Genomic DNA, 21777 nt, shown 5'->3' on the forward strand with positions numbered 1-21777 from the left:
TCGGCGAGCAGTTGTACATCGATTGCAGACGTATTGACGACAGATCCTGTAACAACAACTTCGTCTTGAGCAACTCCAGCCGGTTTATCAACGATGACATTGGCACTAACAGAAGTTGGTCCAAGTACTTGTACACCTGCGAGTTCATTCGACAAGTTCACTGTATCGTTCGTTACTGCCGTTAAAAGACTGTTCACACCTGGCAGTAAATTTTTGACTGGGTTTAAAACAGGATCAATTAAGTTTCCTGCTATTCCGGATAGTTTTAAATTCGTGATGGCGTTGACTAAATCGGTTAAGGCGTCTTGGACAACTTGTTTCGTTACCGTATCAAGATGCTGTCCTAAACCATCACTAAAATCGATGATGATTGAACCATCCGGATTAATCGTGACTGGAGCGGAGCCCTCATAATCTAGAAGGTCTGACAGTGCGGTATCTAAATTCTGTAGATTGTCCAGAGCATCCGTTAATTCTGTGAGCCCCTCCACTCTCAACAAACTACCTACGACTGGAGTACGTTGTAATCGATCGATACCCGCTAATAGGTCAGTCACAGTATCTGCTACTGTTCCCGTCAACGGATCTAGCTGTCCTTTAAGCGTCGGTAAATCTTCAAGTGTGATGGGTAATAATTCAACACTGACCGACGCACTACCGTTCGCCTGCATTTTTCCCGCTAAATCTGGAATGTTGAAGACAGCCACCCGGTCCGGGTTCAATACTTCCGCATCGGCTAATCCGATTCCGGTTAAATTAAGGGCTAAATCATAGTTATTCGGTTGTTCCGTCAGATTTGCATTGACCGCGACATCCGTCAATAGTTGAACTTCAGCTAAGCTGACTCGATTCGGTCCTTGGACAAGCGAGTTTCGAACTGAGTTCGCGAATTGGCTTTGTTGCGTCTGAAACTTCTTTTCAGAATTCTCAGCTGCTTCGGTTTTCGTATAGGTGAATGAGATCGGAGAGAGGGCGAGAGAGGACGCTGCCAGCAGTTTTACTAGTCTTCGTGTGTGGTTTCTATGGTGTCGATTCATCTTCTTTCGAAAATCAGGTGCTTTTTTCTTCATTTCAACACTCCTTTTCTACGGAAAAAATAATCGTACACCTATTATTATGCATGCAATTACCATAAAAATATACAATTTTTTACAAAAGTAATGGTTGAATAGTTATTATTAACCAGTATTTTAGATATTAATTTACCATAAAAATATAAATAATATATATTATTAATAATAAACCACTAAAATATATTGTAATTTTATTTCATACTAGTTCTATCCATTTTGTGTAAAAACGACTTAATTTAATTTTATATGACCATAGTTTTAAAAAACGTAAAAAGACCTACGAGCATCTGCTCGTAGGTCTAGAACCCTGTTTTTTTAGTATCGAATGTGCTGTTTACTCCACCGAATCGATTCCTTGAACTGTCGGACGAGATCTTCAGCGGGTGCCGTTAAATAATAGGCAAGTCCGTGTACTTTCTCAGACATCTGTTGGACTACGAGTCCATCTTCGATCAATTCCTGTAACTGTTCGAGGATTTGACCGTGCGACTGATCGATCCGTTGCTCGAGTTCCCCGATCGTCAACGCACCATCACGCAAGAGATAAATGATGCTCGACTTCAAGCTGTTCTCGAAGTTGTGTTGGAATTTCTGCAATGCCAGTAAATCGGCTTGTTCTTCGGTATGACGTGAATCCATCTGATTCCTGCCCCCTTTTTCTTAGCTACCTCTTCAGTATGACGTACTTTTACGTGAATTTCAAAACTCAATCGCGCTCCGTGATGATCGTATCAAACGTCTTCTCTTCCTCTGTGATGACCATCTTCTTCTGCGACCGGAGATGATAGAGACGACGAATGTTCAGGATGACGACCTTCATGACAGCGTAGAACGGAACACCAAGCAAGACGCCGAAGAAACCGGCGATGTTACCAGCGACGAGCAAGACGATGATGATTGTCAACGGATGAACGTCAAGCGTCTTCCCTTGCACGAGTGGTGACATGATGTGCGAATCGATTTGCTGCGCGACCGTCATGACGATGATCGCATAAATCGCAAGAATCGGATCCTGGATGAACCCGACGATCAAGGCCGGAATGACACCGAGAACCGGACCGAGGAACGGAATGATGTTCGTTAGTGTCGCAAACAAAGCGAGCAATAACGCATAATCGATCCCGATGATCAGGTATCCGATGTAAGCTATAATCCCGACACCGATGCTGACGATGACTTGCCCGCGGATGTAGCTCATGATCGTCAAGTGGACGTCCCCGAGGATTTTCTTCGTTTCCTTATGGTACTCATACGGCATCAGCTTGACGAGATTGCCTTTGAGCTTATCGCCGTCAAGCAACATGTAGATCAACATGATCGGAATGATGACGATCGTCACGACCGTCGTCGTCAGGACACTGACGAATCCACCGACACCTGTGCCGATATTCTTCAGGAACGTCGAAGCGTATTCCGAGATGTTTCCCGAGAACTTATTGAATAAGTTGTCTTGCCCCGTCATGAATCGTGAAAAGAACGCACTGTTCTCCAGTTGTTCCCGAACGTCGACCAATTGCCGCTGGAACTGTGTCGCAAGCGTCGGAATCGAATTGACGAACTGTGTGATCTGCTCTGACAACATCGGACCAAAGATGAATCCGAGTGTCGTCAGTATACCAATCAAACCGACCAGCACGATCAAAACAGCCGGGCGCCGCTTCATCTTTTTCTCGAGCAACTCGACGATCGGTAGCAGGACATAATACAGAATTCCGGCAATCGCGAGTGGCGGTGCGACCATCTGAAGCAGAATCGCGATTGGTCGGAATAGGAACGTAACGTGATTACCAATCCAGACGATGATCAGTAACGTCATGACCCACCAAGCGAATCGGTACCATTTGTTTTCGAACATTTTTTGCATCTAACCACTTCCCTACATAAAATGATGAAGTTCAATATCCTCTTTAGTTTTCCTTAAAACGATACTTCTTAATCCTTATTCTTAGAAAATATATAGTTCGTTATCGTTTAACACATATATGATATATTTGTTTTAGTCAATTTTGCAGATTCAGATTTGCCGAGACCTTCAAATCTACGTAAGATAAGTGTATTCGGCATTTAAGAAATCTTTTTGATACATGTAAAAATAGAATACGGAGGATACCCCAGTGAAATGGATCAATCATACCATCGGTCGCCAATTGATGTTCGCCTTCTATATGGTGTTCGTCGCCCTCAGCATCACGTCTGCGATCGTTTATTTCTACACGGAACAGAAGATCGATCAGGCGAATGCGACGTTCGATGATTTGCGTGAACGACGGACGAATGCAAACGCACTCGCTAGCGAATGGACTGCTGCCCAAAGCAACGTCAAATCCTACTTATTGACCGGCTCACAAGAAACGCTTGATGCCGTCAAGACAAACCAACAGGAGATCAATCGCTTGACGACATGGTTTGAGAAGTATGCCGTATACGAGCAAGGTCAAGAATATGCAACCGCGACACGTCAAATGTATGACGATTATTTCGGAACGTCGCTTCCGCTCCTCAACGAATACGTCGAAGGAAAAAAAGATGGAAAGATCAACGAAGATTTTGTTGATCCGAATACACTCGCAGCCCTATCGAACGGAAAAGATTTGTTCACTGAAAACGGTACGTTACGCGGATCGGTTAGTTTATCCGACGCTGATGTCGACATGACACGGATTGATACGTTACTTGCTGATTATCTGACGCTGATCCAAGGGAAAGAAGTCGATGCGAAGAACGATCTCCTTGGCGAAATGCGTGTTGCTCAGTTCATCTGGCTCTCAAATCTCGTCGTCTTGATTCTCGTCCTCTTCTCGCTCGTACGCCCGTTCATCAGCCGCGTCACGAAGCAGGTCAATACACTGTCTCGCGACAGCGCCTTACTTGCGACGGGAGAAGACATTCAAGCGATTCCATTGCCGAAACGCAAGGATGAACTGCATACGCTGACGGCATCGTTCAATCAGATGGCGGCTTCGATTGCCGATAACAAGGTCCATATGCTGGCGAAGAACGAGGAACTCCAAGCGCAACAAGAGGAACTCGTCGCCCAACAAGAAGAATTGCAAGCGCAGCAGGAGGAACTCGAAGAAGCACTCGATATCACGCTTCGCAGTGAACAACACCTGAAGTATCGCAATGAATTGACGGAGACGCTCGCTTCTCGTGAGACGTTGACGGCTTATCCGGAAATCATCGAAAAGCTCGTCTCCATCACGCATTCTGAAATCGGTGCCCTGTTGTTCCTCGATCAACAAGAAGTCCGCTCGACGATCGATTACGGGATGACGGAAGAGATGGTCGGTCGTCTTGTCTCTGACGATCAGTCACTCTTGCACCGAGCGAGTCTCTTGAAGCGTCCTGTTCATTCATCAAAACAGGTCGCGCACGAGAGTCCGCTTCCGTATCCGTACTATATGTATGAGGTCGCGGTTCCTGTCATGGATCCGTCAAAAGAGCATATGATCGCCTGCATCTATCTCGTTCGTTATCGTGATGCCTTCACGACGGAGCAAATGAGCGACATCCTGTCGTTCTCGCATCAATTGTCACTCTCACTCCTACGGATGGGCATCTATGAGGAAATGATCCGTGAGAAAAACAAGACGACACAACTATTGAACTCGATTCGGGAAGCCGTCGTCTACATCGAACATGAGACAGATGAGTTACTCGTCAACGAACCGCTGATGACGTTATTCCCGGAAGTCCCGACTCAGTTCGAGGATGAAGAACGCTCCGCCTTCGAGCAAGCGATGCAGGCATTAGCTGACATCATTGATGAACCGGCAGCGTTCGAACGCTACATCGAACAAATCGTCGAACTCGATTTACCGAAAGATAGCTTGATTGTCTCGATTCGAAAGTATAGTACCTATATCCAGATTTACGCTGAGAAGATTGAAGTCGACGGCACATGGGTCGGTACGATGCTCGTTCTTCGCGACGTGACGAAAGAAACGGAAGCCGAGCGGATGAAGGAAGAGTTCGTCTCGACCGTCTCGCATGAGTTACGGACCCCACTCTCTTCGATTTATGGCTTCACGGAGCTGATGCTCAACAAACGGTTCGAGGAAGAACGGCAACGGAAATATCTGCAGACGATTCACTCCGAGACTGGTCGCCTGACGACGCTCGTCAATGACTTCCTCGACGTTCAGCGCATGGAGTCGAGTGAACATCGCTATGAGATGATGACGTTCGATGTCGTCGAACTCGCCCAGGACTTGATCGAGTTCTATGATGTCTCGCACGAGACGCATCAAATTGATTTCGAAGCCCGTGGACCAATCATGATTGACGGCGATGCAGAAAAGATGAAGCAGTTGCTGAACAACCTACTCAGTAATGCCGTCAAGTACTCCCCGAGCGGTGGTACGGTCTTGATACGGATTACAAATGAACTCGGTTTCGCTCAAATCCGGATCCAAGATGAAGGTATCGGGATTCCGCAAGACGCGCTTCCGAAATTGTTCGATAAGTTCTATCGTGTCGATAACTCCGAGACGCGAAAAATCGGCGGGACCGGTCTTGGTCTCTCGATCTGTAAGGAAATCGTCAAACACCACAACGGAACGATCGATGTCGAATCCGTCGTCGGTGTCGGATCAACCTTTACGATTCGCTTCCCGATCGCTGTCATCTCGACGATTCTCACATATGAAGATTAATCACCTGACCGTTCACATCACATGGACGGTCTTTTTTGTCGTTAGATTCAATCAGGCGCGGGGTATAGTCAAAAGCGCATTATTTTAAGGAGGAATCGACATGCAACTTGGATGGATTGGGTTAGGACATATGGGGGTACCGATGGCAACACGTCTACTTGACGGTGGGCATGGCTTGACCGTCTACAACCGGACGTATGAAAAGACAGCTCCACTGACTGAACGAGGAGCGACAGCTGTCAAAGAAGCACAGGACGTCGTGCGTCAAAGCGATATCGTCTTCGTCATGCTCGCGGACGGACCAGCTGTCGCATCCGTCATCGAAGACATCACACCCGCTCTTAGCGGTAAAATGATCGTTAATTTAAGTACGATCTCACCGGAAGAAACGAAGGAGATGGCTCGTCTCGTCGAAAAAAGCGGTGGCACGTACTTGGAATCGCCGGTCTCGGGCTCCGTTCCGGTCGCAGAAAACGGTCAGCTCGTCTTACTTGCCGGTGGTGACTCAGAAGTCGTCGCGACCTGTCAGCCATATCTTGACCTACTCGGCAAGGAAACGATTCATTTCGGACCACACGGAACAGGCAGTGCGGCGAAACTTGCCATTAATTTATTGCTTGCTGTCGTCGGACAAGGGGTCGCGGAGACGTTGTTGCTTGGAGAAGGTGCGGGGCTCGAGAAGGAGAAGCTGATTCAGATGATCAGTGCTTCCGGGATGAACACCCCGCTCTTCACCGGGAAACGCGACATGTACCGGAAGAACGACTTCCCGTCCGCCTTCCCGCTCCGTCTGATGGCAAAGGATCTCGGACTCATCACGGCGGAAGCAAAACGTCAACAGCTCGAACTACCACTTGCAGAAGCGACGGACGCTAGCTACGCTGAAGCAAAACCGACTTATGGTGATGCGGACATGGCAGCGATCTATCTCGCGTTACAAGAAAAATAATGAAAAGGGTGATACCTCTCGATATGAGAAGCATCACCCTTTTGCTGTGAGATTATTTAAGAGACGTGACGATTCCCATCATCTGATCACTCGTCATCAACGCTTTCGAGTTGAACTGATACGCCCGCTGCAGCTGTGTCAAGTTCGTCATCTCAAGTGCCATATCGACGTTTGATGTCTCGAGTCGACCGACCGTCAACGGATTGCCCGCTGCATTCTGGTATTGTCCGGTCGCCGTGAACAAACCACCACCGACTTCCGTCAACTCACCGTAGTTCGGGATGTCCGCGACACCCACTCGAGCGAGGACACGACGATCCCCGTTTAGGATCCCCGTGATGTTGCCGTCCTTATTCAGCTCAATCTCTGTCGCGTTCGCCGGCAAGACGATCGGATCATTCGCTTGGTTGATGACTGAGCGTCCGGCATCGTCCGTCAGCAAAACTTGTCCGTTCGCTTGCGGTGACAACTGAAAGTTCCCGTCTCGCGTGAACTTCGTTACGCCATCCGTATCGATGACACCGAAGAAATGGTGTGGATTCCCAAGTGCTGCGTCGAGTTTTCGGTCCGTCGTCCGGAACGTTCCGACGCCAAACCGTGTCGCTTCGTTTGCGACGTAGCCTCCAACACCGAGTCGAAGCCCTTCTGGTGTCGTCAATGGACCTGGTGTGAAGCCCGCCGCTTGGTTATTGATGTTACGGACGAGCAATTCATTGAACTGGGCATCCCGACGCTTATAGCCGTTCGTATCGACGTTAGCCAGGTTTTGACCGGTCGTGTCGAGCTGTTTTTGCAACTGTCCCATCGTACTTGCGGATGTATAGATTGATTGCATCGTATCCTCCTATTAGCGAACGCGTCCGATTTCGGAAACAGCCTTCTCCGCTGTCCGGTCGTACGCTTGAATGACTTTTTGATTGGCTTCGAACTGACGCAGACCAGCATTCATCTCTGCCATCGTCTGTTCAATCTCGACGTTCCCGAGTTCGAGTACACCTTGATCAACTCGGACGTTTCCGGCGTTCAATGGATTAGCGGAACGGAACAAGCCGTTTCCTGTCCGCTCAAGCGTCTCCGGTTGATCAGTTACGACAAGACCGAGGTTACCGATCGCCTGACCGTTTCCGTCTGTGACGGCACCATTCGCGTCAACGAGGAAATCTTCATTGACGACGTTGAGTGGTTGTCCGTTCGTATCTAGGACGAGATCATTCTCCGTTGTCCGGAGTAATCCATCCTGTCCGACGGCGAACTGTCCGTTCGTCGTATAAAGTGTCTCTTCCTCTCCCGTCAACGGATCCTGATGGCGAATCGTAAAGAGCGGTGCCCCGTCAAGCGAACTGATTTGCAAGTCCGTCGCATTGCCCGTCTCCGTGATTGAACCTTGCGTGAAGTTTGGCGTCGCTGCCTGCATGAAGACACCGGTCGCGAGTTTTCCGACCGTCGCGACTCCCCGCACACCTGTCCGTTCATTGTTTGCTGTCTGCTGGATCAGCATCTCCGGAAATGTCCGGAGTGACGCTTGATCGGCTCGGAAGCCCGGCGTCCGCGCATTGGCCAAGTTGTTACTGAGCATTTCCTGTTGGCGTTGTAATGCCTGCATCGCATTCGACGCCGTATACATTCCTCGTAGCATGCGTTCATCTCCTCATTGACTTCATGTTCAATTCTTTCCTCTCAGTATATCGGTCGCTTCTTCATCAATTATGAGCTTTTTTGAACAAAAAGGTAATGTTCGGAAGAGATGAATCAAAAGACCTATCAGAATCCCGTTCGCCTTTTTTTTAATAGATTACATATTAAAAATTGACAAATATTGTTATGCTATAAACAACAAAAACATGATTCTCGAGGTGAAACCTATGAGCTTCTTTAAAAAACGTGCCACTGAACGAACTGTGCCTGGGTCTTTGGATTTATACACACTGTCCGACGTCACTTATTTTTTGGAAAATCATCCGGATGCCGTCTATACGATGGATACAAAAGGTCACTTCATTTCCTTCAACAATAAATTTCCGCTTATGCTCGGTTACGACCGGGATAGTCTTAAGCAACTCCATTTCGAAACGTTTTTAAAGCCCAATGATGTAGAGGAAGTCAACCAGTTCAAGAAACGGGTCTATTCGGGCGAAACCGTCCACTTCACGACGACGGTTCGTCATAAAGATGGGCATTGGTTGACGTTGAACGTCACGAACATCCCGATTTACGATCAACGTGTCATCATCGGTCTTTATGGGATTGCCCGTGATGTATCACAGCAACAAGAACTCCGAACCGATTACCAGCGCTTATTGATGAAAGATCGATTGACGAACGCAATCGAAGGAGTCAGTTTCGTTGAATACTTTCCAACGTCAAAAGAAATCGTTGCATCACCCTCTCTCGCTACACTATTACAACTTTCTAAGAAACACTTAGCGAAGATGGACACCTATGACTTTCTTGAAGAACTCCACCCAGAGGATCGAACGATTTTTCGCGAACAAAGTCTCGCGCTGCATATGGGACAAATTCCAACCTTCTCGATGCAGTTACGAATGGGGCGCAGAGGTCAATTCCAAAAGATCGTCCACTGTGAAGGGGTCGTTCAGACGGATACGATCCCGAGTTCACTTCTCTTCATACTCAAAGATGCGACACCCCTCATCCATCTCGAGCAAGAACGGGATCTTGCGATTGCCTCTCTTAAAAAGTTCTTCACGTCGCTGCATACTACTGCTTATGAGCATCGTTATAAAGATAATACCGTGACGTTTCATGCTGCCGGGTTCCTCGAACCGTACACCGATTATCTCCGACGAATCGAACAGGATCATCAATTGTGGACGAAACTCGTCTCATCCGAAGATCTCGTCCTCATGAAAGAGGCATATCCGAAAATTCGTCAAGGGGAAGTCGTTCGACTCGTCTATCGTTTAAACTATCCCGACCGCCAATTCTGGGTCGAAGAGACGTGTATCCCGATCATCGATGCACATGGTGAAGTTCTCGGTCACTATGGAGTCTCGACCGATATCACGCGTCTAAAGGAACAACAGCATGAGATTTGGCACTTGTCGATGCATGACCCGATCACTGATCTACCCAATCATGCCTTTACGTTAGAACAGGTTCGGGAATTATTGAAGCATCGTTCCCCCTTCACTTTATTAACGGTCACGTTTAATCAACACAGCCGTCTCGCTGAGCGATTCGGTCACGAAATCGGGGAAGAATGGATCCGCCAGACAAGTGCAACTGTGAAAAAGATTATCAAAAAAGAAGTATTCATCGGTCATCTATTTGGTGATAAATTCCTTATCATCCTAAAAGGTAAAATCGACGAAACACGGGCAATCGGACTTGCTAATCAATTGCTCGAGCTGACTCATCACCGGTTCGACGTCTTGTCCTATGAACTGTTTTCGAAGGTCTTCATCGGCATCACCTATTCCGTCCATCACGATCATACGGCAGAAGAGTTGATTAAACAGTCATATACAGCACTCCGTCGTGCCAAGTCGATCTCTAAGAGTAATTTCCAATTCTATTCGTCGAAACTCGACATCACGACATACCGTCGCTATCAACTCGAACGCGATTTGCGCCATGTCATCAAGAAGAATCAACTCTTCCTTGAGTATCAACCGAAAGTCGATAGCTGGAGTGGACGTATCGTTGGTGCGGAAGCGTTGATTCGTTGGGAACATCCAGAGTGGGGGCGACTGGCGCCAAAGGATTTCTTATCTCTGTCAGAAGAAAGTGATCTCTACATCCACATCGGTGACTGGGTACTCGATCAAGCCTGTCGATTGATTCGTGATCTACTCGATGAGCAACCGGAGCATGTTGTTCCGTTATCGATCAACTTATCACCGAAACGGCTGTTCTACGGTGATTTTGCGAGTATCGTCGAACGATATTTAAAAAAACACGGTGTTCCTGGACATCTGTTGGAGATTGAACTACTTGAGTCCGACGTGCTACTTGAAGGCGGACAAGTCCTCGAGACACTCGACCGTCTTGTTGATCTCGGTGTCAAACTATCACTCGATGATTTCGGAACAGCTTATTCATCGATTTCTTATGTCCAGCGTTATCCGGTGCATTGCCTGAAGATTGATCGATCGTTCGCAATCCATGCCGAACACGATCCAAAGAGTCTCTCCGTCATCAAAAGCGTCATCTATATGGCGAAGGAGTTCGGTTTGACCGTCGTTGCAGAAGGCATCGAGAACATGCAACAGCTGAATCTGTATCGAGACTTGGAATGTGAGATGATCCAAGGCTATCTCTTCAGTAAACCCGTCGATATCGAGACTTTTAAGCAACTGCTTGCAAACGGCACTCTCTATCCGAAAGATACGGGCACCGCTCCACCGAAGGAGCCGATTCTTAGTCTGCATGCGAAGGTGACGATTTCGAAGCTGAATGGACAGTCGATCCAAGTCGGATCGTCTCCGATCTTGATTAATCGTTGTACGAATCGGACGATTTCTTTCTATTCCTCGATTCGTCTACCGGTGAATCATAAACTGGAGCTCTCCCTGCAACTGCATCACCTGACACACCCTTACATCTTCCTTGAACCGACGTCGATTTCTGAACTCGATAACGGTCTCTTCTACTATATGGCTGACTTCCAAGTCCGCGCGCTATCCCTCATCGTCCAAGAACAGTTAAATCATTCCCATCATTCCCGCGTCGACGACTTCTTCGAACAATCGACTGTATGAAAAAAGCTTCCATCCCCTTAATCAAACGGGAATGGAAGCTTTCCTTAGTTATTCGGATTTTTGTTCAAGACAGCGGTCTGTGTCCGCTCAAGCACGGCATTCGTGATGACGATCAAGCCGGTGAAGAGGAACAACGCTTCAAAGCCGAAGTGACCAGCAATCTGTCCACCAGCCAGTGGTCCGAGGAAATTCCCCATGAACTGCGCGGACTGATTATATCCAAAGATACGTCCTGATGCATTGGCTGGCGTATTCTTCCGGAGCAGTGCCTGTACCGACGGCATCAGTGCTGCTGTCGCAAAACCGATTCCCATCCGTAAGACAATCAACTGACTTGTATCCGTGACGAATGCTTGCGGAATCAAGAAAGCAGCAAAGACGAGTAATGCAAAGAATAAGACACGCTCTGCGCCAATCTTATCGGAGAGACGACCGAGTCGTTGCGCTGCAATCAAGGCCGCGATACCAGGTGCCGAAGCGACGATCCCGGATAGTAACGCCAGACGTTCTGTCCCCGGACTGAGTTCGCGGACGTAGAGCGACAGGATTGGACTGATCGATTGTGCCGCGAACTGAATCAAGAACGTCGTCAAAAAGAGGCTTAAGATGAGTTCCGGATGACGCAGCGACTGGATGATTTCCTTTGCGGACGCCATCTTTTTAACTTCCATTGGGACGAAATCTTCTTTGACTAAGAAGTAGGTCACGAGGAAGGTAATGAAGAGCGGTACGCTCGTAAAGAGAAAAACGGGTCGAAGCCCAACAACGTCGGCGAGGAATCCTCCAATGAGGGGTCCTAGCAATCCACCAGCAATCCCACCGGTCGACAGGGTGCCGAGCGCCCAGCCACTTTTCTCTTTTGGGGTTTGGGAAGCAACGAGTGTGATGCCGGCTGAGATGAATCCGGATACGGCTCCCATGACAAGACGTAAAAAGACGAGTTGATAGACGTCTTGGACGAAACTGATCAAGAACATGACGATCGACATACCGAGACTTGCGCGAAGCAACATCAGCTTACGACCTTTTCGATCGGCAAGACGTCCCCAGATTGGTGAGACGATCGCAGCGACGAGGAATGTAGCACCAAAGGCGATCCCAGACCAGGTCGTAATATCTTGTCGGCTGTCGACACCGAGTTCTTCAATGAATAAAGGCAAAAACGGCAATACGAGACTGAGGGCGGCGGCGGTCAAAAAACTACCAAACCAGACGACGACTAAATTTCTTTTCCACAATGGCATTGTGGCATCACTTCCTTTTAATTGACAATTCGTTTCAATGCAACAACTTTTAATATACACTTCACATTATGAAATGTCTAGGATTTGAACTGTCAAAGTGTAGAACGGGACCTTTGATGCATATAAACTAGCTGACTACGACCGATAGTAAGGTAATCCACACGAAGGAGTGAAAATGAAATGAAACGCTTTTTGATTAGCGTAGTCTGTCTATCGTTACTTCAATTCGGACTACCACTCAAGAGTTCAGCTGCCGTTTCCGTCACTCGTCACACGGTCATCTGGTCCATCCCAGAGGCCAAATCCATTTCAACGAAGATCAATCAGCTGGCAAACAGACAGATGAAACGTGTCTATCTGCATGTCGCTGTCGAGGGTGACCGTACTCTCTACCGAACATTCGTTGAAAAAGCGCACGCTGTCGGCATTGAAGTGTACTTTCTATTCGGACAGCCGCGCTGGATCACAAACGAAGGAACGACAGCTCGACCAAACGTCGAGGATCCGTTAGCCTGGATTTCGACTTATCAGCAAGAAACGATCAGTCATCCGGACGGCATCAGCGTTGATCTCGAACCGTATGCCTTACCGGAATGGGAGACGGACCAACCACGTGTCATCGCCTCCTATGAACGGATCTTACTTGCCTTTCGCGAGAAAGCGTCTGTTGAAGGATTACCGCTGCAACTGTTCCTTCCGTTCTGGTTCCATACCGTACAGGATGAAAGCGGTCGCCCTCTCAGTGAATGGGCAATGGAGCTCGCTGATGAAGTCACGTTGATGAGTTACCGAACTGTCTATGGTGGTGGGAATGGACTTGGTGCCATTACAATGACGGACGCGCTCTATGCCGCAAGCAACAATCACACTTTATCGTATGCGATCGAGTTCACTGAACTTCCTGAGACACCGGACATCACGTTCTATGGCAAGACGCGGACGCAGCTGAATCAGCTCGTCAATCAAACGATGGCCAGTTCACTGCCGCCAAGTGCGATCGTCTATCATGATTTTGAAGCGTACCAAGCGTTCATGCGTAGTACGCAGTGAGCTATCTTCATCTGTCTGCCCCCTTTGCTTTTCATCCGCTTTCCTCAGGCGAGACACAAGCCAGTCTTCACTGTTCGTATAACAGTGAAGCCGGGTCTTGTTTGTCTCTGACAGCGCAAAATCGCGCTTTTCCCTGTAGGAGTCGGATGAAGCACAAGGAGGCACATGATCATTTAGTACCATGGCATTGCATTATGTTTAAAACAAAGGGAGTCCAGTTTCCGATACGTACTTCGGAAACTGGACTCCCTATTGGTTTGATTCATATCGAACGAACTTGTCCATTCTCGACTCCTGCAGGAAAAGAAAGTGCAAGCAGCACTTTCGTCAGGGATAGGTAAGACCCGACAACTCGCATGAAATGCACGCTGTCGCGGCTTACCTCCCGCCTGTGGAAAGCGAGAAGGACAAGACGGTCGTTATAGGAATGAACTTTTACGAGAGATCATATCCTTTACGCTTACACGCTCTTACTTCCCAAGATTGTCGAGCATGATTCCTGTACCGCGCGCGACACATAACATCGGATCTTCTGCGATCAGAACCGGTAGACCGAGTTCTTTTGCAAGCAGTTGATCAATTCCGTCCAGCAACGCGCCCCCACCTGTTAAGATGATGCCACGATCGATGATGTCTGCTGCAAGCTCCGGTGGTGTCTTCTCGAGCACACGCTTCGTTGCTTCGACGATCTCCATCGCTGCTTCCGCTAGCGCATCGTGCATCTCTTCCGATGTCACCGTGATGTTGTGTGGTAAACCCGTCACGAGATTTCGTCCACGAATATCCATCTGCTCACGACGTCCGTCTTCTGATACAGTGGCAACCGTCGTCTTGACTGCTTGTGCCGTCCGTTCTCCGATGATGAGCTTATGTGTCTCCTTGATCGAACGAATGATGTCGTGGTCGAAACGATCTCCTGCGACCTTGATCGTCTCCCCGCATACGATATCACCCATCGAAAGTACGGCAACATCCGTCGTTCCGCCACCGATATCAATGACCATGTGCCCTGCTGGCATCCAAATGTCCATACCGGCACCAACTGCTGCGACCTTCGGCTCGACTTCAAGGAAGACCGTTTTTGCGCCTGACTTTTCACCGGCTTGACGAATTGCTTTCGCTTCAACTGTCGTAATGCTTGCTGGTGTACAGATCAACATCCGGACTCCACCGAACATCTTACGAACTTCAATCTTATCGATGAAATGGCGAAGCATCGCTTCCGTCATTTCGAAATCGGCAATGACACCGTCTTGAAGTGGTCGAATGGCTACGATGTTCCCCGGTGTCCGCCCTACCATCAAATGTGCTTCCGTACCTACCGCATGAATCTTACCTGTTGCCTTATCGATCGCGACGACCGATGGCTCATCGAGGACGATGCCTCTCCCTTTGACATGAATGACGACGTTCGCCGTCCCTAAGTCGATTCCGATATCTCTTGAAAACATCTCGTGTGCTCTCCTTTACCCACTGGCTATTCTTCCAAAATATAGAACGTCGTTTGGACGTCTAACCCATTTATGTATACATACCTTTCAATTCTAGCATATGCCCCCTCATGAAACGACTTTCTTTTTCCCCTTTTCGGATTTCATTGTCGTCATTTTCAAAAGACGACAAAAAAGAGCATTATCCCGCAAAATGGGATGATGCTCTCATATAAGTGCTTAAAGTTTTGTAGCAGCTGTTTCTTCAACGACTGTCGCTTCTTCTGTCACACGTTCTACGTCTGCACCAAGTGCTTGTAACTTCAAGTGGAAGTCAACGTATCCACGGTCGATGTGGTGAAGCGCACCAACGCGTGTTTCGCCTTCAGCGATCAATCCTGCTGTGACGAGTGCCGCACCTGAACGAAGATCCGTTGAAAGAACTTCTGCACCTTGCAACTGGACGCCACCGTTGATGATCGATGAACGACCTTCAATCTTGATGTCAGCGTTCATACGACGGAATTCTTCAACGTGCATGAAGCGGTTTTCGAAGACCGTTTCCGTGATGACTGATGTGCCGCCTGCTTTGAGGACGAGTGCCATCATTTGTGCTTGAACATCTGTCGGGAAGCCTGGGTGTGGCATCGTCTTGACGTCGACTGCTTCGAGTTTCGCTGGACCGACGACACGGAGACCTTCTTCTGTATCCGTGATCTTAACGCCCATCTCTTCCATCTTCGAGATGAGTGGACGAAGGTGTTCGCGCTCTGCGCCAATGACTTCGACGTCACCTTCTGTGATCGCTGCTGCGATCATGAACGTACCTGCTTCGATCCGGTCAGGAATGACATAGTGTGTTGCACCGTGTAATTTCTCGACGCCTTCGATGCGGATCGTTTCTGTACCTGCACCGCGGACTTTTGCGCCCATTGCGTTCAAGAAGTTAGCAAGGTCTACGATTTCTGGTTCTTTTGCGACGTTTTCGATGATTGTCGTTCCTTCTGCGAGTGTCGCGGCCATCATGATGTTTTCTGTTGCACCGACTGATGGGAAGTCGAGGTAGATTTTTGCACCTTGGAGGCGACCGTCGACATGTGCTTCAACGAATCCGTTTCCGATGATCGTTTTTGCGCCCATCGCTTCGAATCCTTTCAAGTGAAGATCGATCGGACGTGATCCAATTGCACATCCACCTGGCATTGCGACACGTGCGCGCCCGAGGCGTGCAAGTAATGGACCCATGACGAGAATCGAAGCTCGCATCTTACGCACGTACTCGAGTGGTGCCTCGTCTTTGAGATTCGGCTCTGCATTGACCGTCACCGTGTTCGCTTCTGCGTCGAATTCGACTTCCGCGTTCAAGTTGCGTAAGACGTTATTGATTGTATAGACGTCTGCTAGACGTGGTACGTTTTGAAGAACTGATTGTCCCTCTGATGCAAGCAATGTCGCGACGAGTGTTTTTAAGACCGCGTTCTTTGCACCTTCTACTTTGACTGTTCCAGCTAATTTACGTCCGCCACGGACAACGATTTTTTCCATTCTCCCTACTCCTCTGCTTCGTTTCTGTTCTAGTATGTTCAATTCGTGATTGGTGAGGATCATAGTTGGAATTCAACGAATGTTAGAAAAGAAACTTCCCTATAGTTGATCTCTTACTACAAAGCCAATACGACGTTTCGATTGTAATGTTAGATGATTGCTAAATGACTGTGTTCCTTCATTGAAAGAGCAGTGTCCTGTTCCATGGTAAAACAAATTACCATTTCAGGGTTTACAATGCAGTTACAAGTTCACCCGATTAAAAACTGAAGACGTTGTGCAAAACCGGCATAATCCAGTAAAAAGCGCGCTACGATGGATCCGAGTGCAATCGCAAGAATCGTTCGTAAGGCTACCGCATGCGGTCCTTTAGGATGTTGCAGGATTTTCTCCCATTTGACTGGTAACAAGGACCACCAAGCGAGCAAAATCGCCACGATATAGACCAGCATACTAACTAACGCACTCACACCAATAGATGTCACTTTCGTTGCACCTCTTCTTCATAGTTTCTTCAACTCTACTATGATTTCATAAAATGAATGATTGCGCAAACAAAAAAGAACACGCTGAATTAATTTTAGCGTATAAAATATATTTATTGAAGATAAATTTGGTCTTCTACTGAAAAAAGGTTGAAGAATTCGTGAAGACGAGGCATATAGTGTACTTTTACATTTTTGCAGTATTTTAAACCTGTATCCTTCATCGTGTTGCGAAAACGGTTGCCATACGGAAAATCATTGATGGTTTGTACAAAAAAACCCCTGTTCCGCGAACGGAACCGGGGTTTCATCAAATCAATCGCGACCGTAGTCTTTCAAGCTGAGACGGTTAACTGCTCGTTTCAGTGAAAGTTCAGCACGCTTGAATTCGAGTTCTGATAATTTCGTGTCCTGGAGACGACGTTCTGCACGAACCTTCGCAGCTGCAGCACGGTCATAGTCGACCTTGTCTGCTTGCTCCGCAGTTTCCGCAAGAACTGTTACAGTATCCTGGCGCACTTCCATAAAGCCACCGCTGATAGCGATCAACGTGCGTCCGCCATCTTCGTGGCGCAACTTCAAGATGCTGATATCGAGTGGTGTTACGAGTGGGACGTGGTGTGGGAGAACCCCGATCTCACCAGAAATCGTCTTCGCAACGACCATACGGATATCGCCATCATACACTTCGCCATCCGGGGTGACGATATTGACATGAAGTGTGTTCATCTCAAGTCCCCCTTATGCTTTGTCACTTAGACAAGCGCCTTCGCTTTTTCAATCGCATCTTCGATCGGACCGACGAGACGGAATGCTTCTTCCGTTAAGTCATCGTGTTTACCTTCGAGGATTTCTTTGAAGCCGCGGATCGTGTCCTTAACTGGGACGTACGATCCTTTTTGTCCTGTGAACTGCTCAGCTACGTGGAAGTTCTGCGACAAGAAGAACTGGATACGACGCGCACGGTGTACAGTCAATTTGTCGTCTTCTGACAACTCGTCCATACCGAGGATTGCGATGATATCTTGAAGTTCTTTATAACGCTGAAGTGTTTCCTGAACTTGACGTGCAACACCGTAGTGCTCTTCGCCGACGATTTCCGGTGAAAGGGCACGTGATGTCGAAGCAAGTGGATCCACGGCAGGATAGATCCCCATCTCAGAGAGACGGCGCTCAAGGTTCGTCGTTGCATCTAAGTGAGCAAACGTCGTCGCAGGAGCCGGGTCAGTATAGTCATCGGCTGGTACATAAACCGCTTGGATCGATGTAACCGAACCTTTGTTTGTTGATGTGATTCGCTCTTGGAGCATACCCATCTCTGTTGCGAGTGTCGGCTGGTAACCAACGGCAGATGGCATACGACCGAGAAGGGCCGATACCTCAGAACCCGCTTGTGTGTAACGGAAGATGTTATCAACGAAGAGAAGAACGTCTTGTCCTTGCTCATCACGGAAGTACTCTGCCATCGTCAAACCAGTCAAGGCAACACGAAGACGTGCACCCGGTGGTTCGTTCATCTGACCGAAGACCATCGCTGTTTGTTTAATAACGCCTGAATCCGTCATCTCGTGGAACAAGTCATTTCCTTCACGCGTCCGCTCACCAACACCTGCGAATACCGAGATACCGCTGTGCTCTTGGGCGATGTTGTTGATCAATTCCTGGATGAGGACGGTCTTACCTACACCGGCACCACCGAAGAGACCGATCTTACCACCCTTGATGTAAGGAGCGAGCAAGTCGACGACTTTAATTCCAGTCTCGAGAATTTCAACTTTCGTTGAAAGGTTATCGAAAGTCGGTGCTTTTTTGTGGATCGGAAGACGTTCCACGTCAGCAGCGATTTCTTTTTCATCAATTGGGTTACCGAGTACGTTGAAGACGCGACCAAGTGTCGCTTCTCCGACGGGTACCGAGATTGGAGCATTCGTATCGATTACTTCAATTCCACGGCGTACTCCATCCGTTGAGTCCATCGCAATGGTACGGACGACGTCGTCACCAAGGTGCAGGGCGACCTCAAGCGTCAAGTCGATAGCCACTTCTTCTACAGTTTGCGGCGTATATTGAATACGAAGCGCGTTGTAGATGTTCGGTAAGTGTCCTTCGAACTTAACGTCGATGACAGGTCCCATGACCGCGACGACGCGGCCTTTTAAACCGAGTTCGTTCATCGTGTTTCCTCCTACCTATCGTTACGTCAGTCGGGATTACTGCTGTGCAGCAGCCCCACTGACGATCTCTGTGATTTCTTGCGTGATTGCAGCTTGTCGAGCTCGGTTGTAGACGAGAGTCAATCGACCGATCAAGTCATCTGCGTTATCTGTCGCACTTTGCATTGCTGTCATACGTGACGCATGTTCTGCTACTTTCGCGTCAAGAAGCGCACCGAAGATCAAGCTCTCCGCATAACGCGGGAGGAGTTCAGCAAGGATTTGTTCCTCGCTTGGCTCGTACTCATAAGTCGTCGAAGACGAAGCTTCGATTTCTCCGAGTGGGAGAAGAGTTTCGACTTTCACTTCTTGGCTGATGACAGATAAGAAGTGGTTGTAGCACAGCTTGAGCTCGTCGATTTCGCCAAGCGTGAACGCACTCACTGTGCGCTTCACGATCTCAGCGACGTCGACATACGAAGGAGAATCGTTCAAGCCTGTGATCGCATCCGTGACCGTGATTCCGCGTGAACGGAAGAACTGGACACCGACTTTACCGACCACGAAGAGAACGTAACTGTCCGCAGTATGCTTTTCTTTGATTTCCCGGTAGACTTCACGCAGCACGTTGGCGTTATATGCACCAGCTAAGCCGCGATCCGATGTGATGACGATGTAGCCCGTCTTTTGGACGGGACGTTTCTCGAGCATCGGATGGCTCGCACCTGTCGTGCCATTCGCAATGGTTCCGAGTACCTCTTGCATTTTCAGCATGTAAGGTTGGAACTTCGCGCTATGTGCTTGAGCGCGGTTCAGTTTCGACGCCGAAACCATGTTCATCGCTTTCGTGATCTGTTTCGTACTTTTCGTCGAGTTGATCCGCGTTTGTATCTCGCGCAACGATGCCATTTCGATTCACCACCTTGTTAGTATCAAGAGCGTTCCGCCGGATTAAACCGTCGCTTGGAACGTTTTCTTAAATTCTGAGATTGCTGCTACGATCTCTTCGTCTGCTGGAAGGTTACCTGTCTTACGGATCTCATCGCAAAGTTGTTTGCGGTTTTGATCGAGCCAGAGGTTGAGTTCCTTTTCAAAACGACGAATATCCGTTACAGCAACATCATCAAGGTGACCACGAGTCAAGGCATAGATGATGATGACTTGCTTATCGACAGTAAGTGGTTGGTTCAAGTCTTGTTTCAAGACTTCAACTGTCCGCTCACCACGGTTAAGCTTCGATTGAGTCGCTTTATCAAGGTCAGATCCGAACTGAGCGAATGCTTCAAGCTCACGGTAAGATGCGAGGTCAAGACGGAGCGTACCCGCTACCTTCTTCATCGCTTTTACTTGAGCCGAACCACCTACACGCGATACCGAGAGACCCGGGTTGATCGCGGGACGGACACCTGAGAAGAAGAGATCCGATTGAAGGAAGATTTGACCATCCGTGATCGAGATAACGTTCGTCGGGATATAAGCTGAGATATCCGACGCTTGCGTCTCGATGAACGGAAGAGCAGTCAAGCTACCTGCACCAAGCTCGTCGTTCAACTTCGCCGCACGCTCAAGAAGGCGTGAGTGGAGGTAGAAGACATCCCCTGGGTAAGCTTCGCGGCCTGGTGGGCGTTTCAAGAGAAGTGAAAGCTCACGGTAAGCAGCTGCTTGTTTTGAAAGATCATCATAGATGACAAGAACGTGTTTGCCTTGGTCCATGAAGTGTTCACCCATCGCGACACCTGCGAATGGTGCGAGGTAAAGAAGTGGAGCTGGCTGTGAAGCCGCTGCCGAAACGACGATCGTGTAATCGAGGGCACCGTTTTTACGGAGCGTTTCGACGACGCCACGGACTGTTGATTCTTTTTGTCCGATTGCGACGTAGATACAGATCATGTTTTCTTCTTTTTGGTTGATGATCGTATCGATTGCGATCGACGTTTTACCCGTCTGACGGTCACCGATGATCAACTCACGCTGTCCACGACCGATTGGAACGAGGGCATCGATCGCCTTGATTCCTGTCTGAAGTGGTTCGTGTACCGATTTACGCGCCATGACGCCAGACGCCTTACGCTCGATCGGGTTGTAGTGTTCTGTTTCGATTGGACCAAGACCATCGATTGGCATACCGAGTGGGTTGACGACACGTCCGAGGAGTGCGTCTCCTGTTGGTACTTCCATGATGCGGCCCGTACGGCGAACAGAGTCGCCTTCTTTGATTTCAAGGTAGTCACCGAGGATGATGATACCGACGTTGCCTTCTTCTAAGTTTTGCGCCAAGCCCATTGTGCCGTTAGCGAATTCTACGAGCTCTCCCGACATGACGTTGTCGAGTCCGTGTGCACGAGCGATACCATCACCGATTTGGATGACCGTACCTGTCTCGTTCACTTCCATCGTAGAACCGTACTGCGCGATACGCGCTTTAAGCAGGGCGCTGATTTCTTCAGCTCTAATGCTCATGCGTTTCACCCC

General features: G+C 48.5%; 16 protein-coding genes and 1 pseudogene. 4 read left to right on the top strand and 13 right to left on the bottom strand.

The window, feature by feature from the left end; genetic code table 11:
- Positions 1–32: 32 nt before the first annotated feature.
- From KNQ08_RS17045 to KNQ08_RS10900, 3 genes and pseudogenes are all read right to left on the bottom strand, one after another.
- A pseudogene (locus tag KNQ08_RS17045) lies at positions 33–1070 on the bottom strand (adhesive domain-containing protein); the annotation flags it as partial.
- Positions 1071–1388: 318 nt separating this feature from the next.
- Positions 1389–1712, bottom strand: a complete 324-nt coding sequence (locus tag KNQ08_RS10895) for a winged helix-turn-helix transcriptional regulator (RefSeq protein WP_023469481.1) — start codon at positions 1710–1712, stop codon at positions 1389–1391.
- Between the two features lie 67 nt (positions 1713–1779).
- Positions 1780–2937 (bottom strand): AI-2E family transporter, encoded by a 1158-nt coding sequence (locus tag KNQ08_RS10900; protein ID WP_149427914.1) that lies wholly within the window; start codon positions 2935–2937, stop codon positions 1780–1782.
- A gap of 250 nt (positions 2938–3187) precedes the next feature.
- Between KNQ08_RS10900 and KNQ08_RS10905 the strand changes: the two genes are divergently transcribed.
- Positions 3188–5728 carry a HAMP domain-containing sensor histidine kinase gene (locus KNQ08_RS10905; RefSeq protein WP_214771665.1) on the top strand — a complete coding sequence of 847 codons (2541 nt, stop codon included), beginning with the start codon at positions 3188–3190 and terminating at the stop codon, positions 5726–5728.
- Between the two features lie 100 nt (positions 5729–5828).
- Positions 5829–6677: an NAD(P)-dependent oxidoreductase gene (locus tag KNQ08_RS10910; protein WP_214771667.1), complete on the top strand. Its 849-nt coding sequence runs from the start codon at positions 5829–5831 to the stop codon at positions 6675–6677.
- 52 nt (positions 6678–6729) lie between these two features.
- Here the strand turns inward: KNQ08_RS10910 and KNQ08_RS10915 are convergent, their stop codons facing one another.
- Complete coding sequence (locus KNQ08_RS10915; RefSeq protein WP_214771670.1) at positions 6730–7512, bottom strand: flagellar hook-basal body protein; 783 nt, start codon at positions 7510–7512, stop codon at positions 6730–6732.
- Between the two features lie 12 nt (positions 7513–7524).
- Entirely contained in the window at positions 7525–8313 is a 789-nt protein-coding gene (locus KNQ08_RS10920) for a flagellar hook-basal body protein (protein WP_214771672.1), read from the bottom strand.
- Between the two features lie 226 nt (positions 8314–8539).
- Between KNQ08_RS10920 and KNQ08_RS10925 the strand changes: the two genes are divergently transcribed.
- Positions 8540–11398: a sensor domain-containing protein gene (locus tag KNQ08_RS10925; protein ID WP_214805611.1), complete on the top strand. Its 2859-nt coding sequence runs from the start codon at positions 8540–8542 to the stop codon at positions 11396–11398.
- 44 nt (positions 11399–11442) lie between these two features.
- Here the strand turns inward: KNQ08_RS10925 and KNQ08_RS10930 are convergent, their stop codons facing one another.
- Entirely contained in the window at positions 11443–12642 is a 1200-nt protein-coding gene (locus KNQ08_RS10930; RefSeq protein WP_214771678.1) for a multidrug efflux MFS transporter, read from the bottom strand.
- A gap of 180 nt (positions 12643–12822) precedes the next feature.
- Between KNQ08_RS10930 and KNQ08_RS10935 the strand changes: the two genes are divergently transcribed.
- Positions 12823–13692, top strand: coding sequence for a hypothetical protein (locus KNQ08_RS10935; RefSeq protein ID WP_214771681.1), 870 nt, complete (start codon positions 12823–12825; stop codon positions 13690–13692).
- A gap of 470 nt (positions 13693–14162) precedes the next feature.
- Here KNQ08_RS10935 and mreB read toward each other — a convergent pair whose 3' ends face one another.
- From mreB to atpA, 7 genes are all read right to left on the bottom strand, one after another.
- The gene (gene mreB / locus KNQ08_RS10940; protein ID WP_149427919.1) at positions 14163–15143 is read right to left on the bottom strand and encodes a rod shape-determining protein MreB; all 981 of its coding nucleotides are present in this window, start codon (positions 15141–15143) and stop codon (positions 14163–14165) included.
- Positions 15144–15362: 219 nt separating this feature from the next.
- Positions 15363–16667, bottom strand: coding sequence for a UDP-N-acetylglucosamine 1-carboxyvinyltransferase (gene murA / locus KNQ08_RS10945; protein ID WP_214771697.1), 1305 nt, complete (start codon positions 16665–16667; stop codon positions 15363–15365).
- Positions 16668–16918: 251 nt separating this feature from the next.
- Positions 16919–17119: a DUF1146 domain-containing protein gene (locus KNQ08_RS10950; RefSeq protein ID WP_230088486.1), complete on the bottom strand. Its 201-nt coding sequence runs from the start codon at positions 17117–17119 to the stop codon at positions 16919–16921.
- Between the two features lie 348 nt (positions 17120–17467).
- A complete protein-coding gene (locus tag KNQ08_RS10955) occupies positions 17468–17881 on the bottom strand; it encodes a F0F1 ATP synthase subunit epsilon (RefSeq protein WP_023469493.1) in 414 nt (137 codons plus the stop codon).
- 26 nt (positions 17882–17907) lie between these two features.
- Positions 17908–19326: a F0F1 ATP synthase subunit beta gene (gene atpD / locus KNQ08_RS10960; RefSeq protein WP_029342738.1), complete on the bottom strand. Its 1419-nt coding sequence runs from the start codon at positions 19324–19326 to the stop codon at positions 17908–17910.
- A 36-nt stretch (positions 19327–19362) separates the two neighbouring features.
- Entirely contained in the window at positions 19363–20214 is an 852-nt protein-coding gene (gene atpG / locus KNQ08_RS10965; protein WP_029342739.1) for an ATP synthase F1 subunit gamma, read from the bottom strand.
- 42 nt (positions 20215–20256) lie between these two features.
- The gene (gene atpA / locus KNQ08_RS10970) at positions 20257–21765 is read right to left on the bottom strand and encodes a F0F1 ATP synthase subunit alpha (protein WP_023469496.1); all 1509 of its coding nucleotides are present in this window, start codon (positions 21763–21765) and stop codon (positions 20257–20259) included.
- Positions 21766–21777: the final 12 nt, after the last annotated feature.

Source organism: Exiguobacterium sp. s46 (assembly GCF_018618875.1).
Classification (GTDB): Bacteria; Bacillota; Bacilli; order Exiguobacteriales; family Exiguobacteriaceae; genus Exiguobacterium_A; species Exiguobacterium_A abrahamii.

Coding starts and splice junctions, on each gene's coding strand:
- KNQ08_RS10955 (WP_023469493.1), bottom strand. CDS start 17,881: ATGAACACACTTCATGTCAATATCGTCACCCCGGATGGCGAAGTGTAT.
- KNQ08_RS10900 (WP_149427914.1), bottom strand. CDS start 2,937: ATGCAAAAAATGTTCGAAAACAAATGGTACCGATTCGCTTGGTGGGTC.
- mreB (WP_149427919.1), bottom strand. CDS start 15,143: ATGTTTTCAAGAGATATCGGAATCGACTTAGGGACGGCGAACGTCGTC.
- KNQ08_RS10910 (WP_214771667.1), top strand. CDS start 5,829: ATGCAACTTGGATGGATTGGGTTAGGACATATGGGGGTACCGATGGCA.
- atpG (WP_029342739.1), bottom strand. CDS start 20,214: ATGGCATCGTTGCGCGAGATACAAACGCGGATCAACTCGACGAAAAGT.
- KNQ08_RS10950 (WP_230088486.1), bottom strand. CDS start 17,119: ATGCTGGTCTATATCGTGGCGATTTTGCTCGCTTGGTGGTCCTTGTTA.
- KNQ08_RS10895 (WP_023469481.1), bottom strand. CDS start 1,712: ATGGATTCACGTCATACCGAAGAACAAGCCGATTTACTGGCATTGCAG.
- KNQ08_RS10935 (WP_214771681.1), top strand. CDS start 12,823: ATGAAACGCTTTTTGATTAGCGTAGTCTGTCTATCGTTACTTCAATTC.
- murA (WP_214771697.1), bottom strand. CDS start 16,667: ATGGAAAAAATCGTTGTCCGTGGCGGACGTAAATTAGCTGGAACAGTC.
- KNQ08_RS10930 (WP_214771678.1), bottom strand. CDS start 12,642: ATGCCATTGTGGAAAAGAAATTTAGTCGTCGTCTGGTTTGGTAGTTTT.
- KNQ08_RS10915 (WP_214771670.1), bottom strand. CDS start 7,512: ATGCAATCAATCTATACATCCGCAAGTACGATGGGACAGTTGCAAAAA.
- KNQ08_RS10925 (WP_214805611.1), top strand. CDS start 8,540: ATGAGCTTCTTTAAAAAACGTGCCACTGAACGAACTGTGCCTGGGTCT.
- atpA (WP_023469496.1), bottom strand. CDS start 21,765: ATGAGCATTAGAGCTGAAGAAATCAGCGCCCTGCTTAAAGCGCGTATC.
- KNQ08_RS10920 (WP_214771672.1), bottom strand. CDS start 8,313: ATGCTACGAGGAATGTATACGGCGTCGAATGCGATGCAGGCATTACAA.
- atpD (WP_029342738.1), bottom strand. CDS start 19,326: ATGAACGAACTCGGTTTAAAAGGCCGCGTCGTCGCGGTCATGGGACCT.